This is a genomic window from Fusicatenibacter saccharivorans (genome assembly GCF_027667425.1).
GTDB classification, from domain to species: domain Bacteria; phylum Bacillota; class Clostridia; order Lachnospirales; family Lachnospiraceae; genus Fusicatenibacter; species Fusicatenibacter saccharivorans.
Map to the genome: position 1 here is coordinate 1 of NZ_JAQEGR010000022.1, position 18,010 is coordinate 18,010.

The following is an 18,010-nucleotide window of genomic DNA, read 5'->3' on the forward strand; positions in this document are numbered from 1 at the left end:
CTAATAATAAACCACCAGTTGAACTGGTGGTTGCTAACTAGCATGTCTTACATCATCCATCTGTTTGCCATAGTATGAATTGGAGCGATTAGTAAGGCTGTGGATGTATGCGGACATTGCCCGGTGGAGTGGTTTTGTCAGATAAGTTGATAATGTTGCACGTTCAGGATTAAATTTTGGGATGGCATCGTACAGAGCGACCATGCATTCCTGATATAATTCATCGTAGTATCTGGGTATATATGTAGGGAAGTATTTTTTGATCATAAATGTGATCAGGCGCTGTGCTTTGTTTAAAATCTGCTCTTTTGCTGACGCCACTTTCCGCGGGTCACCTGAATGATAATCTGCCATAATTTCTTTCATCATTTCTTTTTCAACATCTACCATAGTATCCTCCTTAATTAGAAATAAATCCATCAATTTGTGCTAATGCCTTCATGACATTCCGATCTTCATGTTTCTTGGCATGCACATATTCTAAAAGTGATGCAACAAAAGTATCATCGACGAGAAAATTTCCGCTCATGTTGCGCCAAACTTTGTAAATTTCTACATCAGATGCACTTGTATTTTCAGGAACCTGATACAAGAGGAAAAGAGTAATGCTTTTATATAAATCATACTTTGTCATTGTGACCTCCTTCCGACATTATGTAAAAAAGCATTTTGCTATTATTTTCCGTCTCCGTGAGTTCATTATATTATATCCAGCTATCATTTTCAAATTTTCGGTATTCACGTACGAAAAAAAATGGAAAAAAAATGGAAAATCCCGTTTTTTCTCGTACGTGAATACAAAATTTTTATTTTATTTTCAATACTATCTATGCACCTGAAAATTTATAAAGGAGGAATAGGTATGGTATTAAGAGGGTATCGCTTACAAGGTACGGATTTGACAGGCATAACACAGGAAATCAAAAAGATAAGCATGTCTGTCAACAAAATTAGAGCGCGTACATACGCGAAACTGTTAGGCAATGAAATTGCTTTTTTGGTGGACAAAATTGCTTTGAATGTGTATACGCGCGATCCAACGGTTTCCATTTACGAGTGTGCCTGCAGCCGCACTGAAGAGGAGATTCGTGTGGCACAATTGCAGGGGTTAAAGACTCCATATAATCTGCAGGTTTATGGACAGGTGTTTACGGAGGCAGATTACACCTACTTTGCGATTTCTTGTATGCAAAATGAATTTTTGAAGGCTTTTCATCGGTTGGAAGAGTATTCCGTTAGTGAATCGGAATATGAAGATCCGAATAATTCTAAGACAAAATTGTGGAAATCGCTGATGGAAAAAACAGCCACGCCGATGACGATTAACTTTGGAAATGGAATCCCGCAAATTGCAAAAGATCAGATTGTCTATCCAACCAAAAAAGAACGTTGCAGAACAGAAGCAAGGCATCAAGTGTGTAATCGAATTTTGAATCAAGTTTCCTTTGGAAAACAAATTCCACCTGAATGTCTCATGAAAAATATAGATCAGATGATGAAGATTCTGTTACAAGAAGAAAGCCAAAAGGAAATCGCAGCAAAAGAAAAAGAATTGATGAACATTTTGCCGGAATTAGAGGGGGCTGACTTTATCTTTTCGGTACCTTCCGCGGATGTTCCAGCTCAATCATAAGGAGGAAAAAATGAAAACATGGAAATCAATTTTTAAATCTAAACAGGTTAGAAAAGAATGCCTGTATTCTTTCCTGATTTTAATGGGGATTCGCTTATTGGCAACAATTCCTACGCCGGGAACAAATCCAGATTACTTTAAAACACTCATTCATGATAATTCTGCATTAACTTTCATTGATGCCATGACAGGAAATGGTCTGTCCGGGATGTCTATCATGGCATTGTCAATAACTCCATATATTACAGCATCTATTATGGTTCAGCTGGCTGGAGTCATCTATCCTCACATTCACGAAATGGAAAAGGGCATGGAGGATGAACGGAAGCGGATTCATATCATTACTCTTGTGCTGGGTGGATTCGTGGCATTGATGGAGAGCAGTATGATTGCTATTTCATTCGGTAAAAAAGGATTGCTTGTCTCGGCAAAATGGTATTGGATTTTACTTGTTATGCTTATCTGGACGGCTGGATCAGTTGTTGCAAGTTTAGCAGGCGAGCTGATTCGTAAGAAATATGATTTTAACGGATCGTCGTTGATCTTATTATTCAATATTCTGGCATCTTATCCGAGCGATGCATTATCTGTATATCAGACAATGATTTCTGAAAAGCAGATAGCATATAAAGTGATTTCGAGTATCCTGATTGTCCTCTTTGTTATTGCATTATTTGCGTATACCGTATGCCTGCAGGCTGCAGAAAGACGCATTCCGATTACGCATTCGCAGAAAATCAAAGGGGCATCTATGAAAAGTACCTTACCACTTAAAGCCTGCCCTGGAACCGTAGTCCCAATTATTTTTGCATCGTCTATTTTAACATTTCCTTCTATGATTGCTGCATTCATTGGAAAGGAAAATTTAACCGCTTTAAAGTTTTTGAATACATCATATTGGTTTCAGAAAGAGAATTTTTACTATAGCATCGGAGCTATATTCTACATTGCGATGATTATTGGCTTCTCTTTCTATTATGCAGAAATCATTTTTAACCCAACGGAGGTTGCTATGGACCTCAAAAAGAAAGGAGCAAACGTCTATTCTATCCGTCCGGGCAAGGAAACAGCAGCATACCTGCATAAAAAATCGAACGAAGTAGTTTTGATTGGAGCAGTTGGATTGTGCGTTATCGCAATGGTTCCGGCAGTATTATCCGGTATTTGGCATTTAAGTGGAATCGCTTTTCTCGGAACATCTATCGTCATAACTGTGGGTGTGAGTCTGGAATTTCGAACCCAGTGCATTGCCAAGTCTCAGAATGGAAAATACAGTTCTATGTTGGAAAAAGGAGGAATTTTCTGATGAAAAAACCAGAATTTAAAAAAGGAAAGAAACTCGCAGCAATCCTGCAGAAGATGTATTTTCCAAAAGGAAAAGAGCTTTTTTTTGATACATTGTATGTTCTTCTCTTTTGCATTGTCCTTTCTGCGTTTTTATTTGGATTCCATGAAGGAATTACATTCATCTTCCGAGTCCTGTTTTAACGATGAGACACCAGGGAAAAGCTCTGGTGTCTTTTCGGACTTATTTTTGGAGGTTTTCGGAATACTATTACTGAACCGCAAAAGAAACAGATGACAGGAGCATGAAAACGAAAGGAGAAAAACATTATGTCAAATGGGAAAAAGTTAGGTGTTAAAAGTAAGGTAAGCGACAATTATCTTGTGACAGGAAATGACTATGAGAAATTTCAAGAAGCGTTGCACGACATGGACAACCGAACAGTGATTATTCCGGTACGAAATCCAGAAAGCATGAGGATTCATTGTGTGATTGCAAAATCAGACAAAGAGCATGCATCTCCAAGATTTGTGGTATTGGACCCTATGGAAATGAAAGACTCTATTCTGCTGAGTGATGAGTCTATTTTTTCAGCCGAAAAATGCAATATCGGAAGATACAAACCAACATCAGAAGTATTCTTATCCTTGCAGAACCAGATAAAAGAAATTGAGCAGATCGGTTTCTTCTTGACCGTACATGATCAAAAGAAAATCATCGTGACTCCATCAAAAAAATTTCTTACGGCCTTATGTCAGCGCTTGGAAACAGGGACATTGGCGAAAGGAACGAACATTTTTGCGTACTGTTATTTAGCGTCCCGCTGCGTTCAGGCAAAAGAGTTTATTATCATTGGGCGGAAGGAAGAAAAGGACAGTTCCTGGGTGAAAGGATTTCATGCAGCTTCTACCAAATATGCGTATATTCCACAGCACTTTATTTTGAGAGAGCTTCAGAATTTTCAGGAAAATCATGATGTTACAACGTTGGGCTGGGAGTTAAGCAATTATTATACGACGATTGAATTGATCTTTCAGGATAAAACAGTTGATATGGGCAAGACGCAAGTCAAACTGGGGGTAAAATATTCGCTGTCTGATGTCGGAACATCTTCTCAAACAGTGCAGCCTATCTTGGTCTATGGCGATAATTCGGTTCTTATCGGCAAAAGCTTTTCTTCTCCTCATCGGAGCAAAAAAACTCCAGAAGAAATCGGTAAGGAGTTGGTAAATGCTATTGAAAAGCAGTTGCCAGAATTAGAAGCTAAAATCACAGCCACCTTTAAAAAGGCATCGACCATTTCTGTAGGCATGGATGAACAGGAAAAAATCATCTCAAAGATCATGAAAATGATACATACGGAAAAAGTAGGTGTCAGAAGAAAACAGTATATAACGCAAAATTGTCCGTATTTTCCTACCGTTTTAGCCGCTTTCCAATGGCTGTTACAATTTCCAGCGATGTATCCCGGAAAAATGGGGTACGAAACCAGAAATTATTTCAAAAAGGCGATGGGAGAAATCTGTACGCTTAGTATGAAGGAGCTGGAGGCACTTACGGAAGAATGATAGTTACAACAGAAGATAAGAAGAATGTTTTCCTTGGCGTTATACAAAAGATTAAAAAAGGATTAGGAAATGAAGAAAATGAGCTTGTAATTATCAAAGCGAAAGAAATTCAGCTTTTTCAAAATGAAGAATCGAAACAAAGCTACACATTTTTGTGTTGGCGGCACGTAGCAAAACAAGCAGCGAAAAAGAATGCTGGAGATTTTTTGTGTGTTCAATTCCGGGCGGATACAGGAGATCCATTTCGGGGGATAGCAGAACGCTTCCCCCGAAGCGGAAAATTCTTATCAGGTCCCGGGCAATCCTTGATTTATGCACCGATAATGAACAAATATTATGAAAAAAATGTCTGCTCCTGTGTGTTGGAATTCTGGACAAGGCTGGACGGGCTTCGATATGAAATTTGTTCTTATTCAAATCACATGGCTGTGAAAGCAGCAGCCAAAATTGATCTGAAAGATTCGGTGCTTTGCTTCATGACTACACACAATGGAGTTTCTACTCCGTATGCAACAACGACAATACATAACAATCGAATAGGAGAGACATTTTATGAGGACGCTAAAAACTAAGAATCGTATGCTTAGTCTGTTTCAGGATGACCGTATCATTGCGGTTATTGACACTGAAACGACCGGAATCAATTCCAATAAAGACCGCATTGTTCAGTTTTCGGGTAAGAAATACAGAATTCGGGACCAGAAAATGGAACAAATAGCAGAAATGGATATCTACATTAAGGCTCCTTTCCCCATGCCGGAAGCAGCTATGAGAGTGAACGGGATCACAGACGAATTTTTGGCTGATAAGCCATCGGAAGAAGATGTAGTGGCAGAGATTTGCGCATTCATGGAAGGCAGTATCCTTGTTGGATATAATGTTGATTTTGACATTCGCATGATCTCAGCGTTATGCGACAGAACGCATACTCCGTTACAGTGTAGTGGGAAAATGGATGTGTTGGAGGTAGCACGCGATCTTGTAGAAAAAAAAGAAGTGCAGAATCACAAACTTGAAACAATATCCAAATATTTTGGTATTGATGAAGGAATTACGTTTCATTCGTCGATTGATGACGTAGAAGCTACCGCACGTTTACTGTTATTGTTCTATACAATGTATTGTGAACAGGATATGCATGGAGAGGGAAAAACAAAATTATTTATCGAGTATACATATTTTTGGAAGGGCTATCGAAAGGAACAGGCCGGCGTATATGTACAGACAAATTTAGGAAAAGTATATTTTTCTACCTATAAAAAAGAGTGGTGTTCTTCCCAGTTGGATTTAACCCAAATTGATCTGGATGCTTTGGAGACAGATATTCTTGTCCGTTTAGGAATCACCTATGATGAACTTTCAAAAATGACGGAAAAGAAATACTATCTGTTGGAGAAAAATGCATGATCTACATAACACATATATTACTTATAATGGCTGCAATATGGGATATTAAAAAAATGGAAGTTCCGCTCACCATATCTGTGATGCTTTATCTTGTACATACTTGTGAGCTTTTATCAAGTAATTATTGGAAAATAGATTTTATTGGAATGATTTTGTGCTTTTCAATTTTTGCTTTCGCAATGATCTGGTCTAATATAGGCGGCGCAGATGCCCTGATTGCTGGAGTCATTGGATACAATCTTGGACTATATGGACTTTATGCGATTATATTAGCCTTATGTATATGCATTCCCTATCTTTTGTATATGCATGTTAAGCACAAAGAACATGATTACCCATTTGTGCCGTTTCTGACGGTCGGATATTTTATTGTATACTTTATAAGCAAAAAAGCCGGGCTATAAGCTCGGCTTTCGCTTTTGAAAATGCTCATCAAGACTCCTCTAAACGCAATGCATTTTCAGCAATGCGTTTTTCTTTCTGATAGATGCAGACCTGTTTTACTTCTTCTGCATCTTTCTGGATATCTTCCTGTAAATTGACTAAATTTTCTTCATATGTTTTTTTCTCCTCGTTGTTCATAATAAAACCTCTTAGCTTTCTTTGATGTTTAGTAATTCTCTTCCTCAGTGTCAACAATGTCAGTCAAAGATGGGACAGTGGTGATCACCTTGTACGTCCCGTTTGCAATTCTCCGCAAATCTTCCAATTGAAGATCATGCAATTGCATATCCAGTGCAGAAACGGGTTCAGCATTTACTTCTAAGTATTCCGCCAGTGTCTTCATCGCTGCAGTAACGGATTCGGGAAGCTTTGTGTCGAAACCGTTCATTCGCAATAACATTCTTGCAATTCTTTTATCTGTCAACGATACATGAGTCTGTGCAAGAAGCATCTCGTTTTTATACACCGTTTCGCTTTCGGAATTTTTAATAGCCGCGGTAAACAGAAAGGGGATATTATTCAATCCACATTCTTTCTTTAATTCGCTTACAATTGGCTTGACGTATTTGGTATATTCCTTGGTTTTGTCGTAATTGTCCATAACAGACCCCCTTATACAATTAATCCGGAAATTGCTCCGAAAATATCAAATCCATCGCTGTCATCTTCGGAAGAACTTCCAGAAGGAGTCTCGGAGGTTGCTTGCGTGGAACTATTTAATGGATTGACAGTCTCTTTGGAGAGAGCAGGAATGTTTTCCGGTTCAGCCTTTTCAGCAGGTGCAGAGAAAATTGCTGTTTCAACAACAGGTTCTGGTTTGGGCGGAGCTGGAGTTGGCGTAGCTGCGCTTTTGCTTTCAGAAGAAAGACTTAAAGTTTTCTCCGGAGCAGAAATCTGCCGGGCTGGGCGAACCTGAGCATCTGCGGACGCGTTCGAAAGGGCGTCTGGTCGAAAATATTTCTCGGCAACGGTAATATTTCGCTCTTTACGCTCTGATGACTGAACGCTATAAGTGTATTGAGCCAAATACGGAGCAATGTAAGGCTTTTGAAAATAAAACCGTAAAATATTTTTAATGGCATTATCTCTGGCTGAAGGGTGTATTGAAAATAAAAAACTTGAAATTGTTGCATCTGTTTCTTGCGCTAAGTCCAAAGTAAAGGACATAGTGTCTGCATTGATGGATGCGGCTATTGCTGGTGTATCAATAGAGAATTTGGCTTTATGCACGTATGCACTCAGCGTTTTCAGTGTCAATTCTTGCATGTCCTGCGTCTGTGCAAGGATGATCAGATCCAAATCATCCGGCCAACAAAGATTGACCCGAAGGGGAAAAACATTGTTTTTCAAAGGTTCCATAATAGGAGCAGTAAAATAGGAACGTAAAATGTTTTTGATAACTACAGTTTTATAACCATTGCGAATGCTCCTCAGAAAAGCGATAACATCTCCGTCTTTATCAGAATTAAGAATAAAATTGACGGAAGTATTCTCTGTATTGATACATTTTATTGTATTGGGCATAGGTACATAGAAAATCTCTTGTCGTACATATGCCCGCAATACATCTCGAATAACAAGCCCCATCCGAACTCCAGAATGAACTAATGCAATCAAATCAAGATCTTCTGGCGCAGTAAATCGGACTTTAATATTCATTTAACTCCTCACTTTCTAACGCAGACGATTGACGAGGGAGAAATAATATCCGCGTACGTTCGAGAATACGTTGGTAAGGGTTGGATCATTTACATTGGCCGGAATCACAGAAAATCCTTCCATATTGGCAAACACAGCGTTGAAGTCAGTCGCCCAAGCGTCGTATGTACCGCCTGTGGCAATGATGTAGTCATAAGATGAAAAGTAATCATAAATAGATTTCATCTTTTCAATTACTTCATTGCATACATCTTTTGAGCAAGCGGCCAGAATTTCACTGAAGTTGCAATTCTTAAAAATCATCTTTTTCTTGTCTTTAACGCGAACCTCACCGCTTTCCAGCAGATTCTGCAGTTCGAAGATGTTGCGTTCTTCGTGATACTTGTTCTCGATCTGATCACAGGTCCGAGAGAAAACTTCACGCATCGAATATTCGCTGAATGTTTCTGTTCCACGTTCCGAAACATTTCCATGCAGAACATTGTAAATATCCGTAGTGCCAAAGCCCGGATCAAAAACGAGAAGATTGGAACTCCAAAATTTCTTGGCGATAGGAAGCTGATAACCGTTGATATCAGTTGATGCAGACAGTAATGCTCCGAGCGGCTGCGGCATGATGGAAATATTCTGCTCGTCAAGTGAGAACGTGAATGTTTGCCATGGTGCAGTTCCGATTTTCAGCTCAAACATGTGGATACCTTTGAAAACCTCTTTAAGATCTTCCGAATCTCTCATGAATTTCGGCGGTAATCCAGTCTGGACGTACAGCTTTTTGCCGTCGGACGATTTTTCTTTTCCTTCCATCAGGGCAATACCCAGTCCGGTTCGTACGATGACTTTAAACATAGGTGAATAGTAACGTTTGCGACCGAAAACTTCCTCTTCACTTTCTGTCATCTTGGAAGCATCCATTTCCTCATAAGCCAAATTTCCGACAACCCATTCGCCTTCGTTGTCGCGGTAACGAATATCCGTGTCAGCAGCTTCTTTGAGCAGCGGACGATTCTCTGGGATCTTTTTTGCATATGCCGGAAAGCAGAAATGACGTGCAGGAGAGATTCCTTTGACGGCTGAATAGCCGATATCTAATCCGACAGCCCAATAGTTATCGCGGCAAGGAAAGTCGCGCTCCACAACCATAGTTTTTGTTTTGTAATCCTTTGTGTTCATACTCATAATAGTCCTCCTAAAATGTTTTTTTTGTTTACGCTTATAGTATTGTAAATGACTATAAAATTGAATTCTCACGTACAAGAAAAAATGGAAATTTATTTTTTTTTGCGTTCGCAATACTTTATATATCAGATTAATCCCAAAGAAAGGAGTTTGCACATAAAATAATCTGAAAAACAATATGTCAGGAGGATATAAACATGAAAATCAAAGAAATTATTGTAAAAGACTTTGGAGGAATTGAAACACAGATAATCGAACCGCAAAAGATTACCTGTCTGTTAGGTAAAAATGGAGCATCAAAAAGTACCATTTTAACTGCCATCAAGAGGGCTTTCATTGGAAAGATGGAGCCGGATGATATTCGAATCGGAGCATCAAAAGCTCATGTGACGATTGTATTTGATGACGGTACAAGCATCGAACGAATTCGCGGAAAAGATCGTTCGGTTGTTAAGGTAAACGATAAAACTACGAGCCAGGAATCTGCTAATGAGTTTTTGGAAGGAAAACTTGGCGTTCCACTTTCCATCTATGAAAAGATGTTTGGCACCGACTATTTTGCGGAGCTTTCCAAAAAAGATCTTACGGCTCTTTTATTATCTATGCTGCAGGTACAGATTGATTATAAAAAAATTATCGAAGCCGCAGAAAGCCGCATGGATACATTGCCGGAAACTGTCAAAGAGTACCTGAAGAAAATGTTTCCAACGGGCGTTTTCGGGCTGGAGACTATCGATGAAGTTGCTTCTAAAGTGGCGGATGCAAACAGAGCAGAGAAAAAGATTCTGGTGACGTATACAGAAAAGTCCAAATATGAAGGAGAAATCCCGAAGGATTCAAAAGAAGAACTGGAGAAGCTTCTTTCTGAGAACATGCAAAAACAGGCCGAGTGGAAAGAAACACAGAAAACATTGCAGAAGTATCAGATGCTTATCCAGCAAAGGGAGCAGGCCTTAAAAAAGAAAGAAAGTATCCAACATGAGCTTGAGTTATTAAGCACTGTGACTGAGATTCCGCGGGAAGTATATGAGCAGGCAGTTAGTGACCGCCAGAAATTTTTAAATGCCAGCAGAATAGCGAATCAAAATATTGCGACTGCAAATGCCAACATAAAATTTCAGGAACAAATATTGCATAATATTAATTCCTTTGAACAGAGCAATCACAGTTGCCCAATATGCCCGTCAGTACATTGCAATGCGGATTTGTCAGCATACGTAAGACAAGGGCAGGAACTTGTACAGGAAAATAAAAATGTGGTTAAACAAAATAAGGATTTTTTGGTACGTTGTGATGAACAGATCGCTAAAAGAGATCAAATCATTGAAAAGTATCAGAAGAATCAGGTGGAAATCACGAAAAAACAGGCTCTTAAGAAACAACTTGAAGAGTTTGTTATTCCGCAGCTTCCAGAAAAACAGACTGTTCCAAACGAAGAGGAGCTGCGTCTATTGGTAGAGCAGCAGAAGTTAATTCAGCAGCGTATGCGGGCATTAGAAGAATATGAAACCACCCGTAAATACAGCAAGTTATGCAGGGAGCAGCAGGATAAAGTAGATATGCTTTCCCTTGCGGCAAAAACACTGGATGCGAAAGTAGGTGTAAAAGGCATTATTTTACAGCGAATCTTACATCCATTTGAAGAAGCCTGCACAGCATGCATGCAGAAATTATCGCGGAATACCAAGATCAAATTCATATACGATGGTGGCGTAGAGCTGTATTGTGAGAAAAATGGTGGAAAAATGATTCCAATGAAAAAGGTATCTACAGGTGAATTTGTATTTGTTGCCTTTACCCTAATGTCCCTTATCAGCCAGATTACAGGAACGAGATTGCTTGTATTAGATAATCTCGATTCTCTGGATAATGATAATCTTAAGACATTAATTGATCTTTTGCAGAACGAGAAGCAATATGAAAATGTATTTGTTGCTGCCGTAAATCATAATGATACCTGCGCCACAATAGCCGCGTATGATGAAGTCGAAATTATCGAACTATAACTAACTATCCAATGTGACATAACCCCGTTGTTTTAGCTGCGGGAGTATCAAGAAAGGATTCTAAACCATGATATTGTTATCTGATAACGAAGTTATACAGGAAATAAAATCATACTCTAATCCTAATTGGATCTGGATAGAAATATGGGAAATGTCTCAATATGAAGTAAGAGTGGTAGTTTCAGTGAATGAAGAAGAAGCTTGTCACTTGGGCCAGAGTAAAGTTATTTATGTCTATTCAGCACAAACAAATAGTGATGAAGTAGGCGAATTAAAAGCTTATGGAAGAAAAATAACAAGGTTGATAAGAAAACATTTTCCGTATAGTGAAGTTCATAGCCGACTTTATTATAAATAAAAAATTTAAAAAAACAAAAAATGAAGGATAGCCAACGTGTTTTACGGCACGTTGCTATCTTTCGCAGAAAGGTGGACTATAAAGATGGAAAAATCCAAAAATTTAATTGTCCTTTCAGGGACAATTCTTAGTATTCGGGAAAACAAAAAGAATACTGTTTTGATTGTGAAAAGTAAGGGCGAATCAAAAGAAGCAAATGTAGAATTTGTTTTTTATGATACGTCAGTTTTGAAGGGGATTACTCCAAAAATGAAAGTAAAAATCCGAGCGCATGGAGAAAACAGGAAATCTGAAGATGGGTTCGGAAATGCATATTATGTTAAAGAATTTGTCGGAGACAAAATCGAACAGCAGAAACGGATGCTTGCCCCGTATGTGACCAATGAAGCTATTGACGCAACAGGCGGATATCCACGAGACACCAATGTTGTCCTTTATATTGGTACTGTTCGGCATGTGTATTGTCCGACCAATGAGCTGACTATTTTAACAATCAAAATACCAAATCAGGACAAATCAAATCAGGTAGAGATTTGCTGCTTTGCGAGTCAGGCAGAGGCAGCACGTAATCTGAAAATAGGAGATGCAGTAGCTGCGGCAGGATATATAACCAGCAATACGCGGTCTGTTAATGATCGCGTAGAGTTTCGGCAATCCGTAGTATGCCGCGATATTTCACAAATTGATGGAGTCCTTGGCTAAGGAGAAGATAAAAATGAATGAAAGACAATGTGTCCCTGCCCCGGAATCTCTTCTGATAGGATGTATGCAAACCTATCTGTGGAGAGATGAACGTTCTGGACGGTGTTATTTCCGCTTGGAAACGAGGCAGGAAATGCCAATGAAAGAAATGATTCGAGATTCATATGTTAAAAATAATTTAGATAACAAAGAGATCCGATGGAATGTCATAAACTGTGATGCAACACAAGCAGGTATTTCCTTTTTTAAGGAAAGAACTCCAATTAAGGTATATGGATACTTTTCCTTGGATTCCATGCCGGATGGTGTTGCCTATGACTTCATAGTAACGCGTGTAGAAGAAACTGATGCAGAAGAAATGACGATTTTGGAGTATTTGATTACTTTTCCAGGTATCAATTTTTCGGATGCGGTTGTTATTGTGAAAAATCATGGAACGGATATGTTTCGAATGGTCCATCAGCCAGGCATTGTTAATCGGCTAGTTGCAGAAACACGATTGCCGAGCAATGTAATTTCAAATCTGTGTAAAAGCATTGCATCTACAACGGAGGAGCGAAAAGTATTTGAATTGCTGCATGACTGCGGAGTTTCTTATGCAGCGTGTGCAAAAGCTGTGAAATTGTATGGAAGCAGTGTAGAAGAAAAGATTATGGAAGATCCGTATTCTTATGGAAAAAAGCTTGGGCTTGGTTTCTTGACATGCGATAAATTAGGGGTTAAATTTCATAAGCCTGCTGAATTTTTCGGCCGGATCAAATTAGCTGCTTTCGAGGCAGCTAATATTTTGAGTGCAAATGGACATACTTATTATACTGGTGAACTATTTCATTATAATATTCAGCGGATCTTAAATTCTGGATGTTATGCAGAACATGTTCCAACGTCCGCGGTCTTAACTGCAATTGGGAAAGATTATTTGCAGGAAGTAGACGGACAAAACTGTATTATTCATCCGCAAAAATATTTGACTGCGGAAAAACGAATTGCCAAAAATATTCGTAGATTAGCATCTGCATCATGTGAAAACCAAAGCTTTTCACCGGATCTTATTCTATATGCTGCGCGTGCATGTAAAATGAACTATGGAGAACAGCAGAGATCTGCCTTCCCTATGGTTTTACGAAAAAAGGGAGTTAAGATTCTTACCGGCGGACCGGGTACAGGCAAGACAACGACGATCTTGGGCATATTGCTGGCTTATAAAAGAATGCATCCGAAAGATACGATACGTCTTTGTGCTCCAACCGGACGCGCTGCCCAAAGAATGGCAGAATCGACACATATGGAAGCAGTTACGGTGCATCGGTTGCTTGATTTGAAGCCATACGGAGATACAACTGTATGTAAAGATTCTAGCGACCCAATAGATGCAGATCTTATTGTGGTTGATGAGATGAGCATGATTAATATTGAAGTTTTCGATCTGCTGTTGGAGGCAATCAAAACCGGAACAACATTGGTTCTGGTAGGAGATATTAATCAGCTGGAATCCGTTGGTGCCGGAGCGGTGTTACACGATTTGTTGGAGGCTCCAGAATCTTTGATTCCGCGGACTATGTTGACAGATGTTTTTCGGCAGAAAGGTGATTCTTCCATCATTTCTAATGCTATCCGGATTAATGCCGGAATCACTACGCTGGATGAACGACCGGATTTCCAAGTCATTCATACAAAATCTGCGGAAGAGTCTTTAGAACAGGTTAAATCCCTAATGAAAAAGTTATACAATCCAGAAGAACCTTTTTCAACCCAAATTCTTTGCCCTGCACGGAAAGGTATTTCTGGGGTTGAAAATATGAATATTGCTTTACAAGCGTTACTAAACCCTCAAACGAAGGGAATCACATATGGTTCAATAAAGTATCGTTTGAACGATAAAGTGATGTTTTATAAGAACAATTATTCTATTTCTTCCTACGAAGGGGAAATTGGCTTGTACAATGGAGATATTGGAAAAATTGTAAAGGTGTCAGAAAGTGGTCTTACGGTTAATGTACGTAATTCACATTACGAAATTACCAGAGATCTTATGGATAATTTGGGGTTATCTTATGCTATGACGATCCATAAATCCCAAGGATCTGAATTTTCTTGCATTATCGTTGTTATGCCGGCAGAACCAACGAACATGTTGGTGCGAAATTTGTTTTATACAGCTGTGACAAGGGCAAAGAAAAAGGTATATGTGATTGATGAATCCTATGCTATGGAAACATCAATTCGTATTGCCAAAGCAGGGAAAAGGCTCACCAATTTGGCAGAATATTTGAAATCAGAATAAGAAAAGCGGCTTCCGGTTTGAGGGAGTCGCTTTTTCTTATGAGACTATTGTTGTTCAGAACTGTCTGGCGTATCGTTAGAATTTTGGTTTTGTGTGGTCAGGGATGTAAGCGGAATATCATCACCAGAATAATCCGTAATATTAACCAATTTCCCTTGGATAATCATGCGGGTAGATCCGTGGGCAGCAACACAGGTCGATAAGGAAACAATATGATCTGTTTTGGAAGGCCAGGCATCCGGAATCGTATAGGAAGATTGATTTTTCATATCGTTTAAGTACGTTTCAAAGTCATCATCCGACGCAAACTGAGTATCATAAGCTTCCGTTGCATCTGTTACCCTCATGACATCAAAAATTCGATAGGTGTATTGTCCATTTTCTCTATAGATCCAGAAATAGGGATGCTCAAGGCAATACGATTTTTCATAGTAATAATCATTATCACCAAACATATCTCCGTTCCGCATGTTATGACCATAAACAATAGAATTTTTGTCCGAAAAATCAGAGCTGTTCACAGAGGAAAGGAAAATGCTTCCGTTGATATTATAACTGCGCCCGAATCCTTTGTAGAGATAGTAATCATTATCTTGTGCCTGCATAATAGGATAATCACAGGTAGGGTTCATGCGTATCCAGCCAACAATATCAGGATTTTCTGCTATTAAAGCAGTCCAATCTGGGCAAAAAGGAAGTTCTTTCGTTGAGTCTGAGTTGTTTTTCGGCGTAGATTCGTTTTCCGGTGTATTTTGAGCTTGGAGTTTTTCATATTCATCGTGTCCTTGTTTGTATTTGTTAGACCACTCGAGTGTTTGGTATCCGAAAAACAAGGCTGCACATAAAACTAAGATGCTTAATAATCTGAAGAATTTTCTTATCATGGTTCAAACAACAGAAAAGCCCTCATGTCTTGAGAGCTTTCCCGTTTTTTCTCCTTTCTGATTTCTGATTAGCTGAATGGAAGTTCTTCGTCAATTCCATCGGGTATATTCATAAAACCGCTGTTCATCCCAACTGTGGGATCATTGTAACTGTTACCCTGCTGCATATTGTTGCCGACCGGCGGCTGGTTCATGAAGCCTGTTGGATTGTTGTATGTTGGTGCCGATCCAGAGTTTCGGGAATTTGCAGAATTTCCGTAATTCATGGATGCGCCATTACCCTGTGGACCAGGGAAGTTTCCAGTCGGAGGCTGTGGTGTGCCTGCTGGCGGATTCGGGTAATTTCCATTTGGGTTTGTGGAAGCTGACTGCTGGCGATAAGTTCCGTTTGGAGCTGAACCTGTTGGCTGTGGAGAATAAGCAGCTCCTGCTGCCTGTCCTGCAGATGATTTGCTTTCTGCAAATTCCTGATCTTCGACAACGACATCGGTTGTGTATACTTTTTGACCATCGCGGTTTGTGTAGCTTCCGGTTTGAATGCGGCCACGAATAGTAATCTTTGTTCCCTGTTTAAAATACTTTTCCGCGGTTTCTGCAAATTTTCCAAATGCCAAACAACTGATATAGTCGGCAGTTGGCTGATCGCTATTTTGCGATCTGTAGCGGCGATCTACAGCAAGAGTATATCTTGCAATACAGTTCGGCCGTTCTCCCTGCGAATAACGCACTTCTGGGTCCCTCGTTAATCTTCCCATTAATACAACTGAATTCATACTTGTCCTCCTAATTCTTATGGAGGCAGAAAGGAGTCTTTTGTGGTTCTCCTTTCGCCCGATTTAATGTTCAAATATAGTATATAGAAATCAGAAAAAAATAAATTTCTTTTTTCTATGAGTATAGAATAGCAAAAAATATTTTTTCCCATTTTCACGTACGAAAAAAAATGTATTTTATAATACTATAATTAAAGTCAAATGATAAAAAAGGATGGATAGCAGAATGAGCAGATTAAAGCAAATAAAAGCACAACAAAAACAGATTCGCACCCCTAAAAAAGAGCATAAAAAGCAGACCGGACTTCCCGTATATAATAGTCGTGGGAAAAATATAACACCCAGTAGAAAGCAGAAGCAAAAAAAGCTGGGGATCACTTTGATCATCTGTTCCGGAATTTTCGCATTTATTTATCTGCCGCAGTATTTTTATGTGCCTACGGCACAAACCGTTAATGTCAGCACAGACATAACAGCGATCAGAAAGGCAAATACGGTATTAAGAGAAGATCCTTCTGGCGATTATGATGGGGACGGGTTATCAAATGCAGACGAAGAGACGAATGGAACAGATCCATGGAATATTGATACAGATGGAGACGGCGCTACAGATTATTGTGAATTGAAAGTTACAAATACGAATCCGTTAAAAGCTGAAACTGTTCTGGCAGATAAACAGAAAAAGACGGATCAGGAAAATGGGAAGGAAGTTGGATCTCCTTATCAAATAGGAAACGTAATCCTTTGGGCAGACGATTATGCATCAAAATCATATGGTTCTGTTGTGGAAACTATTACAGGGTATAGGTTTTGTGGATTTACAGGATACGCTCAGTTTCCAGATTCGAAAAACAAATACGTCTACAAGAACATAAATGGAGTCCGGACGTTGCTGGATAAAAAAACGGAAGAAAATGCGTGGCGCATTGATGGAGATATGTCTGTTGAGCTGTATGATACAAAGTTAAAGCAGATTTCTGAATTTTCCTTTTTCGGACATTCCATATATCCAGATAGCAATCTCTTTTTCAAGGGTTTAACAACGATTCTTCCAGATACGGGCTTTATAACTGGAACAGAAAAGACAGCAATGGATATTGATCCAGATACACGAGCAAATACAATCACAGACATCAAGAAAATTTCATATGACGCAGATGACACAAAAAGATACACACAGAACAGCAATACATTAAATGACCTTCAGTTCGTAAGACAATCCATAGCCGAGGATAATGCCTGCATCTTGGCATCACTTATGAGCGCTGAACGAGGAGAGTACATAGTTCTTATTTATGGATACGATTACGAGGGAAATTTACTTTGCGCAGATAATTCAACGGGACAACGAATTGGAACAATCCAAATCACGGAAAAAGCGAAAAAAATCTTAAACAAATCTGGAGAAATTGTATCTATCTCATATTTTGATTTCAAAGGGTTTGGCTTCAACTCAATATCCGGAGATCGAATCAGCTTTTTCGCTTCCGCTGATGGATCACAGACATCAGAAAGTAACTTCTCAAAAGAAGCAATTTCAGAAAAACAGGATGATACAGATGCGGAAAAAGAAGCAACACCTACTCCGTCCGCAACGCCAACACCATCACCTGATGTGTCTGAACAGCCCGTTTTAAGTGAATCAGAACAGACGAAAACTTCAGAAAAAAGCGATTTGACGACAAAAGAAGCTCGTGAACAGATGCAAATAGATCAGATGGAAGATGATTCGGCGGATCATCCGGAAGAATAAGAGAGGCTTTTGGCCTCTTTTATTTTTGCAGATATTTTCTATTCTATCCATAACTGGGATGGATGACGAAAGGAGCAA

At 39.2% G+C, this 18,010-nt stretch carries 19 protein-coding genes and 1 pseudogene; 12 read left to right on the top strand and 8 right to left on the bottom strand.

All coding sequences use genetic code 11. From position 1 onward, the window contains the following. Positions 1–33 precede the first annotated feature (33 nt). Together PGS38_RS15840 and PGS38_RS15845 are read right to left on the bottom strand one after the other, a co-directional pair. Complete coding sequence (locus PGS38_RS15840) at positions 34–390, bottom strand: sigma factor (protein ID WP_270476414.1); 357 nt, start codon at positions 388–390, stop codon at positions 34–36. 10 nt (positions 391–400) lie between these two features. Next, entirely contained in the window at positions 401–634 is a 234-nt protein-coding gene (locus PGS38_RS15845; protein ID WP_119208155.1) for a hypothetical protein, read from the bottom strand. A gap of 228 nt (positions 635–862) precedes the next feature. Here PGS38_RS15845 and PGS38_RS15850 point away from each other — a divergent pair, with 228 nt between their 5' ends. The 7 genes from PGS38_RS15850 to PGS38_RS15875 all read left to right on the top strand — a co-directional run bounded on the left by PGS38_RS15850 (position 863) and on the right by PGS38_RS15875 (position 6,297). Then, complete coding sequence (locus tag PGS38_RS15850; protein WP_118640124.1) at positions 863–1,633, top strand: hypothetical protein; 771 nt, start codon at positions 863–865, stop codon at positions 1,631–1,633. A gap of 10 nt (positions 1,634–1,643) precedes the next feature. Further along, complete coding sequence (locus PGS38_RS15855; protein ID WP_158581761.1) at positions 1,644–2,939, top strand: preprotein translocase subunit SecY; 1,296 nt, start codon at positions 1,644–1,646, stop codon at positions 2,937–2,939. Then, a complete protein-coding gene (secE, locus tag PGS38_RS17880; protein ID WP_117802271.1) occupies positions 2,939–3,121 on the top strand; it encodes a preprotein translocase subunit SecE in 183 nt (60 codons plus the stop codon). Before PGS38_RS15855 ends, secE begins: the two co-directional genes overlap by 1 nt. 126 nt (positions 3,122–3,247) lie before the next feature. Beyond that, positions 3,248–4,486, top strand: coding sequence for a hypothetical protein (locus tag PGS38_RS15860; RefSeq protein WP_118640126.1), 1,239 nt, complete (start codon positions 3,248–3,250; stop codon positions 4,484–4,486). Next, complete coding sequence (locus tag PGS38_RS15865; RefSeq protein ID WP_117802269.1) at positions 4,483–5,058, top strand: hypothetical protein; 576 nt, start codon at positions 4,483–4,485, stop codon at positions 5,056–5,058. Before PGS38_RS15860 ends, PGS38_RS15865 begins: the two co-directional genes overlap by 4 nt. After that, entirely contained in the window at positions 5,039–5,893 is an 855-nt protein-coding gene (locus PGS38_RS15870; RefSeq protein ID WP_118640127.1) for a 3'-5' exonuclease, read from the top strand. Before PGS38_RS15865 ends, PGS38_RS15870 begins: the two co-directional genes overlap by 20 nt. Then, a complete protein-coding gene (locus tag PGS38_RS15875) occupies positions 5,890–6,297 on the top strand; it encodes an A24 family peptidase (protein WP_117802267.1) in 408 nt (135 codons plus the stop codon). Before PGS38_RS15870 ends, PGS38_RS15875 begins: the two co-directional genes overlap by 4 nt. Before the next feature lie 28 nt (positions 6,298–6,325). On the opposite strand, the gene PGS38_RS15880 is transcribed toward PGS38_RS15875, so the two are convergent. Genes PGS38_RS15880 through PGS38_RS15895 form a run of 4 tightly spaced genes read right to left on the bottom strand, consistent with a single transcriptional unit; the run spans position 6,326 to position 9,172 of the window. After that, a complete protein-coding gene (locus PGS38_RS15880; protein ID WP_158568364.1) occupies positions 6,326–6,475 on the bottom strand; it encodes a hypothetical protein in 150 nt (49 codons plus the stop codon). Positions 6,476–6,503: 28 nt separating this feature from the next. Further along, entirely contained in the window at positions 6,504–6,938 is a 435-nt protein-coding gene (locus tag PGS38_RS15885) for a hypothetical protein (RefSeq protein ID WP_117802266.1), read from the bottom strand. Between the two features lie 11 nt (positions 6,939–6,949). After that, a complete protein-coding gene (locus PGS38_RS15890) occupies positions 6,950–7,996 on the bottom strand; it encodes a hypothetical protein (RefSeq protein ID WP_270476415.1) in 1,047 nt (348 codons plus the stop codon). 15 nt (positions 7,997–8,011) lie between these two features. Next, positions 8,012–9,172, bottom strand: coding sequence for a ParM/StbA family protein (locus PGS38_RS15895; protein ID WP_118640128.1), 1,161 nt, complete (start codon positions 9,170–9,172; stop codon positions 8,012–8,014). 197 nt (positions 9,173–9,369) lie between these two features. Between PGS38_RS15895 and PGS38_RS15900 the strand changes: the two genes are divergently transcribed. The 4 genes from PGS38_RS15900 to recD2 all read left to right on the top strand — a co-directional run bounded on the left by PGS38_RS15900 (position 9,370) and on the right by recD2 (position 14,522). After that, a complete protein-coding gene (locus PGS38_RS15900) occupies positions 9,370–11,178 on the top strand; it encodes an AAA family ATPase (RefSeq protein ID WP_270476416.1) in 1,809 nt (602 codons plus the stop codon). Between the two features lie 184 nt (positions 11,179–11,362). Then, positions 11,363–11,536 carry a hypothetical protein gene (locus PGS38_RS15905; protein ID WP_270476417.1) on the top strand — a complete coding sequence of 58 codons (174 nt, stop codon included), beginning with the start codon at positions 11,363–11,365 and terminating at the stop codon, positions 11,534–11,536. An 84-nt stretch (positions 11,537–11,620) separates the two neighbouring features. Continuing rightward, the gene (locus PGS38_RS15910) at positions 11,621–12,238 is read left to right on the top strand and encodes a hypothetical protein (protein ID WP_117802261.1); all 618 of its coding nucleotides are present in this window, start codon (positions 11,621–11,623) and stop codon (positions 12,236–12,238) included. A 13-nt stretch (positions 12,239–12,251) separates the two neighbouring features. Further along, positions 12,252–14,522, top strand: a complete 2,271-nt coding sequence (gene recD2, locus PGS38_RS15915; RefSeq protein ID WP_270476418.1) for an SF1B family DNA helicase RecD2 — start codon at positions 12,252–12,254, stop codon at positions 14,520–14,522. Between the two features lie 44 nt (positions 14,523–14,566). Here the strand turns inward: recD2 and srtB are convergent, their stop codons facing one another. Continuing rightward, entirely contained in the window at positions 14,567–15,406 is an 840-nt protein-coding gene (gene srtB / locus PGS38_RS15920; RefSeq protein ID WP_270476419.1) for a class B sortase, read from the bottom strand. A gap of 383 nt (positions 15,407–15,789) precedes the next feature. Further along, a pseudogene (locus PGS38_RS17885) lies at positions 15,790–16,179 on the bottom strand (single-stranded DNA-binding protein); the annotation flags it as partial. 226 nt (positions 16,180–16,405) lie between these two features. Between PGS38_RS17885 and PGS38_RS15930 the strand changes: the two are divergent. Further along, positions 16,406–17,932 carry a hypothetical protein gene (locus PGS38_RS15930; protein ID WP_270476422.1) on the top strand — a complete coding sequence of 509 codons (1,527 nt, stop codon included), beginning with the start codon at positions 16,406–16,408 and terminating at the stop codon, positions 17,930–17,932. Positions 17,933–18,010 lie beyond the last annotated feature (78 nt).

Excerpts from the sequence above, each read along its gene's own strand:
- PGS38_RS15845 (WP_119208155.1), bottom strand. The coding sequence starts at position 634 with ATGACAAAGTATGATTTATATAAAAGCATTACTCTTTTCCTCTTGTAT.
- PGS38_RS15880 (WP_158568364.1), bottom strand. The coding sequence starts at position 6,475 with ATGAACAACGAGGAGAAAAAAACATATGAAGAAAATTTAGTCAATTTA.
- PGS38_RS15895 (WP_118640128.1), bottom strand. The coding sequence starts at position 9,172 with ATGAGTATGAACACAAAGGATTACAAAACAAAAACTATGGTTGTGGAG.
- PGS38_RS15860 (WP_118640126.1), top strand. The coding sequence starts at position 3,248 with ATGTCAAATGGGAAAAAGTTAGGTGTTAAAAGTAAGGTAAGCGACAAT.
- PGS38_RS15875 (WP_117802267.1), top strand. The coding sequence starts at position 5,890 with ATGATCTACATAACACATATATTACTTATAATGGCTGCAATATGGGAT.
- srtB (WP_270476419.1), bottom strand. The coding sequence starts at position 15,406 with ATGATAAGAAAATTCTTCAGATTATTAAGCATCTTAGTTTTATGTGCA.
- PGS38_RS15850 (WP_118640124.1), top strand. The coding sequence starts at position 863 with ATGGTATTAAGAGGGTATCGCTTACAAGGTACGGATTTGACAGGCATA.
- PGS38_RS15870 (WP_118640127.1), top strand. The coding sequence starts at position 5,039 with ATGAGGACGCTAAAAACTAAGAATCGTATGCTTAGTCTGTTTCAGGAT.
- PGS38_RS15855 (WP_158581761.1), top strand. The coding sequence starts at position 1,644 with ATGAAAACATGGAAATCAATTTTTAAATCTAAACAGGTTAGAAAAGAA.
- PGS38_RS15930 (WP_270476422.1), top strand. The coding sequence starts at position 16,406 with ATGAGCAGATTAAAGCAAATAAAAGCACAACAAAAACAGATTCGCACC.
- PGS38_RS15900 (WP_270476416.1), top strand. The coding sequence starts at position 9,370 with ATGAAAATCAAAGAAATTATTGTAAAAGACTTTGGAGGAATTGAAACA.
- recD2 (WP_270476418.1), top strand. The coding sequence starts at position 12,252 with ATGAATGAAAGACAATGTGTCCCTGCCCCGGAATCTCTTCTGATAGGA.
- PGS38_RS15885 (WP_117802266.1), bottom strand. The coding sequence starts at position 6,938 with ATGGACAATTACGACAAAACCAAGGAATATACCAAATACGTCAAGCCA.
- PGS38_RS15840 (WP_270476414.1), bottom strand. The coding sequence starts at position 390 with ATGGTAGATGTTGAAAAAGAAATGATGAAAGAAATTATGGCAGATTAT.
- PGS38_RS15910 (WP_117802261.1), top strand. The coding sequence starts at position 11,621 with ATGGAAAAATCCAAAAATTTAATTGTCCTTTCAGGGACAATTCTTAGT.
- PGS38_RS15865 (WP_117802269.1), top strand. The coding sequence starts at position 4,483 with ATGATAGTTACAACAGAAGATAAGAAGAATGTTTTCCTTGGCGTTATA.
- secE (WP_117802271.1), top strand. The coding sequence starts at position 2,939 with ATGAAAAAACCAGAATTTAAAAAAGGAAAGAAACTCGCAGCAATCCTG.
- PGS38_RS15890 (WP_270476415.1), bottom strand. The coding sequence starts at position 7,996 with ATGAATATTAAAGTCCGATTTACTGCGCCAGAAGATCTTGATTTGATT.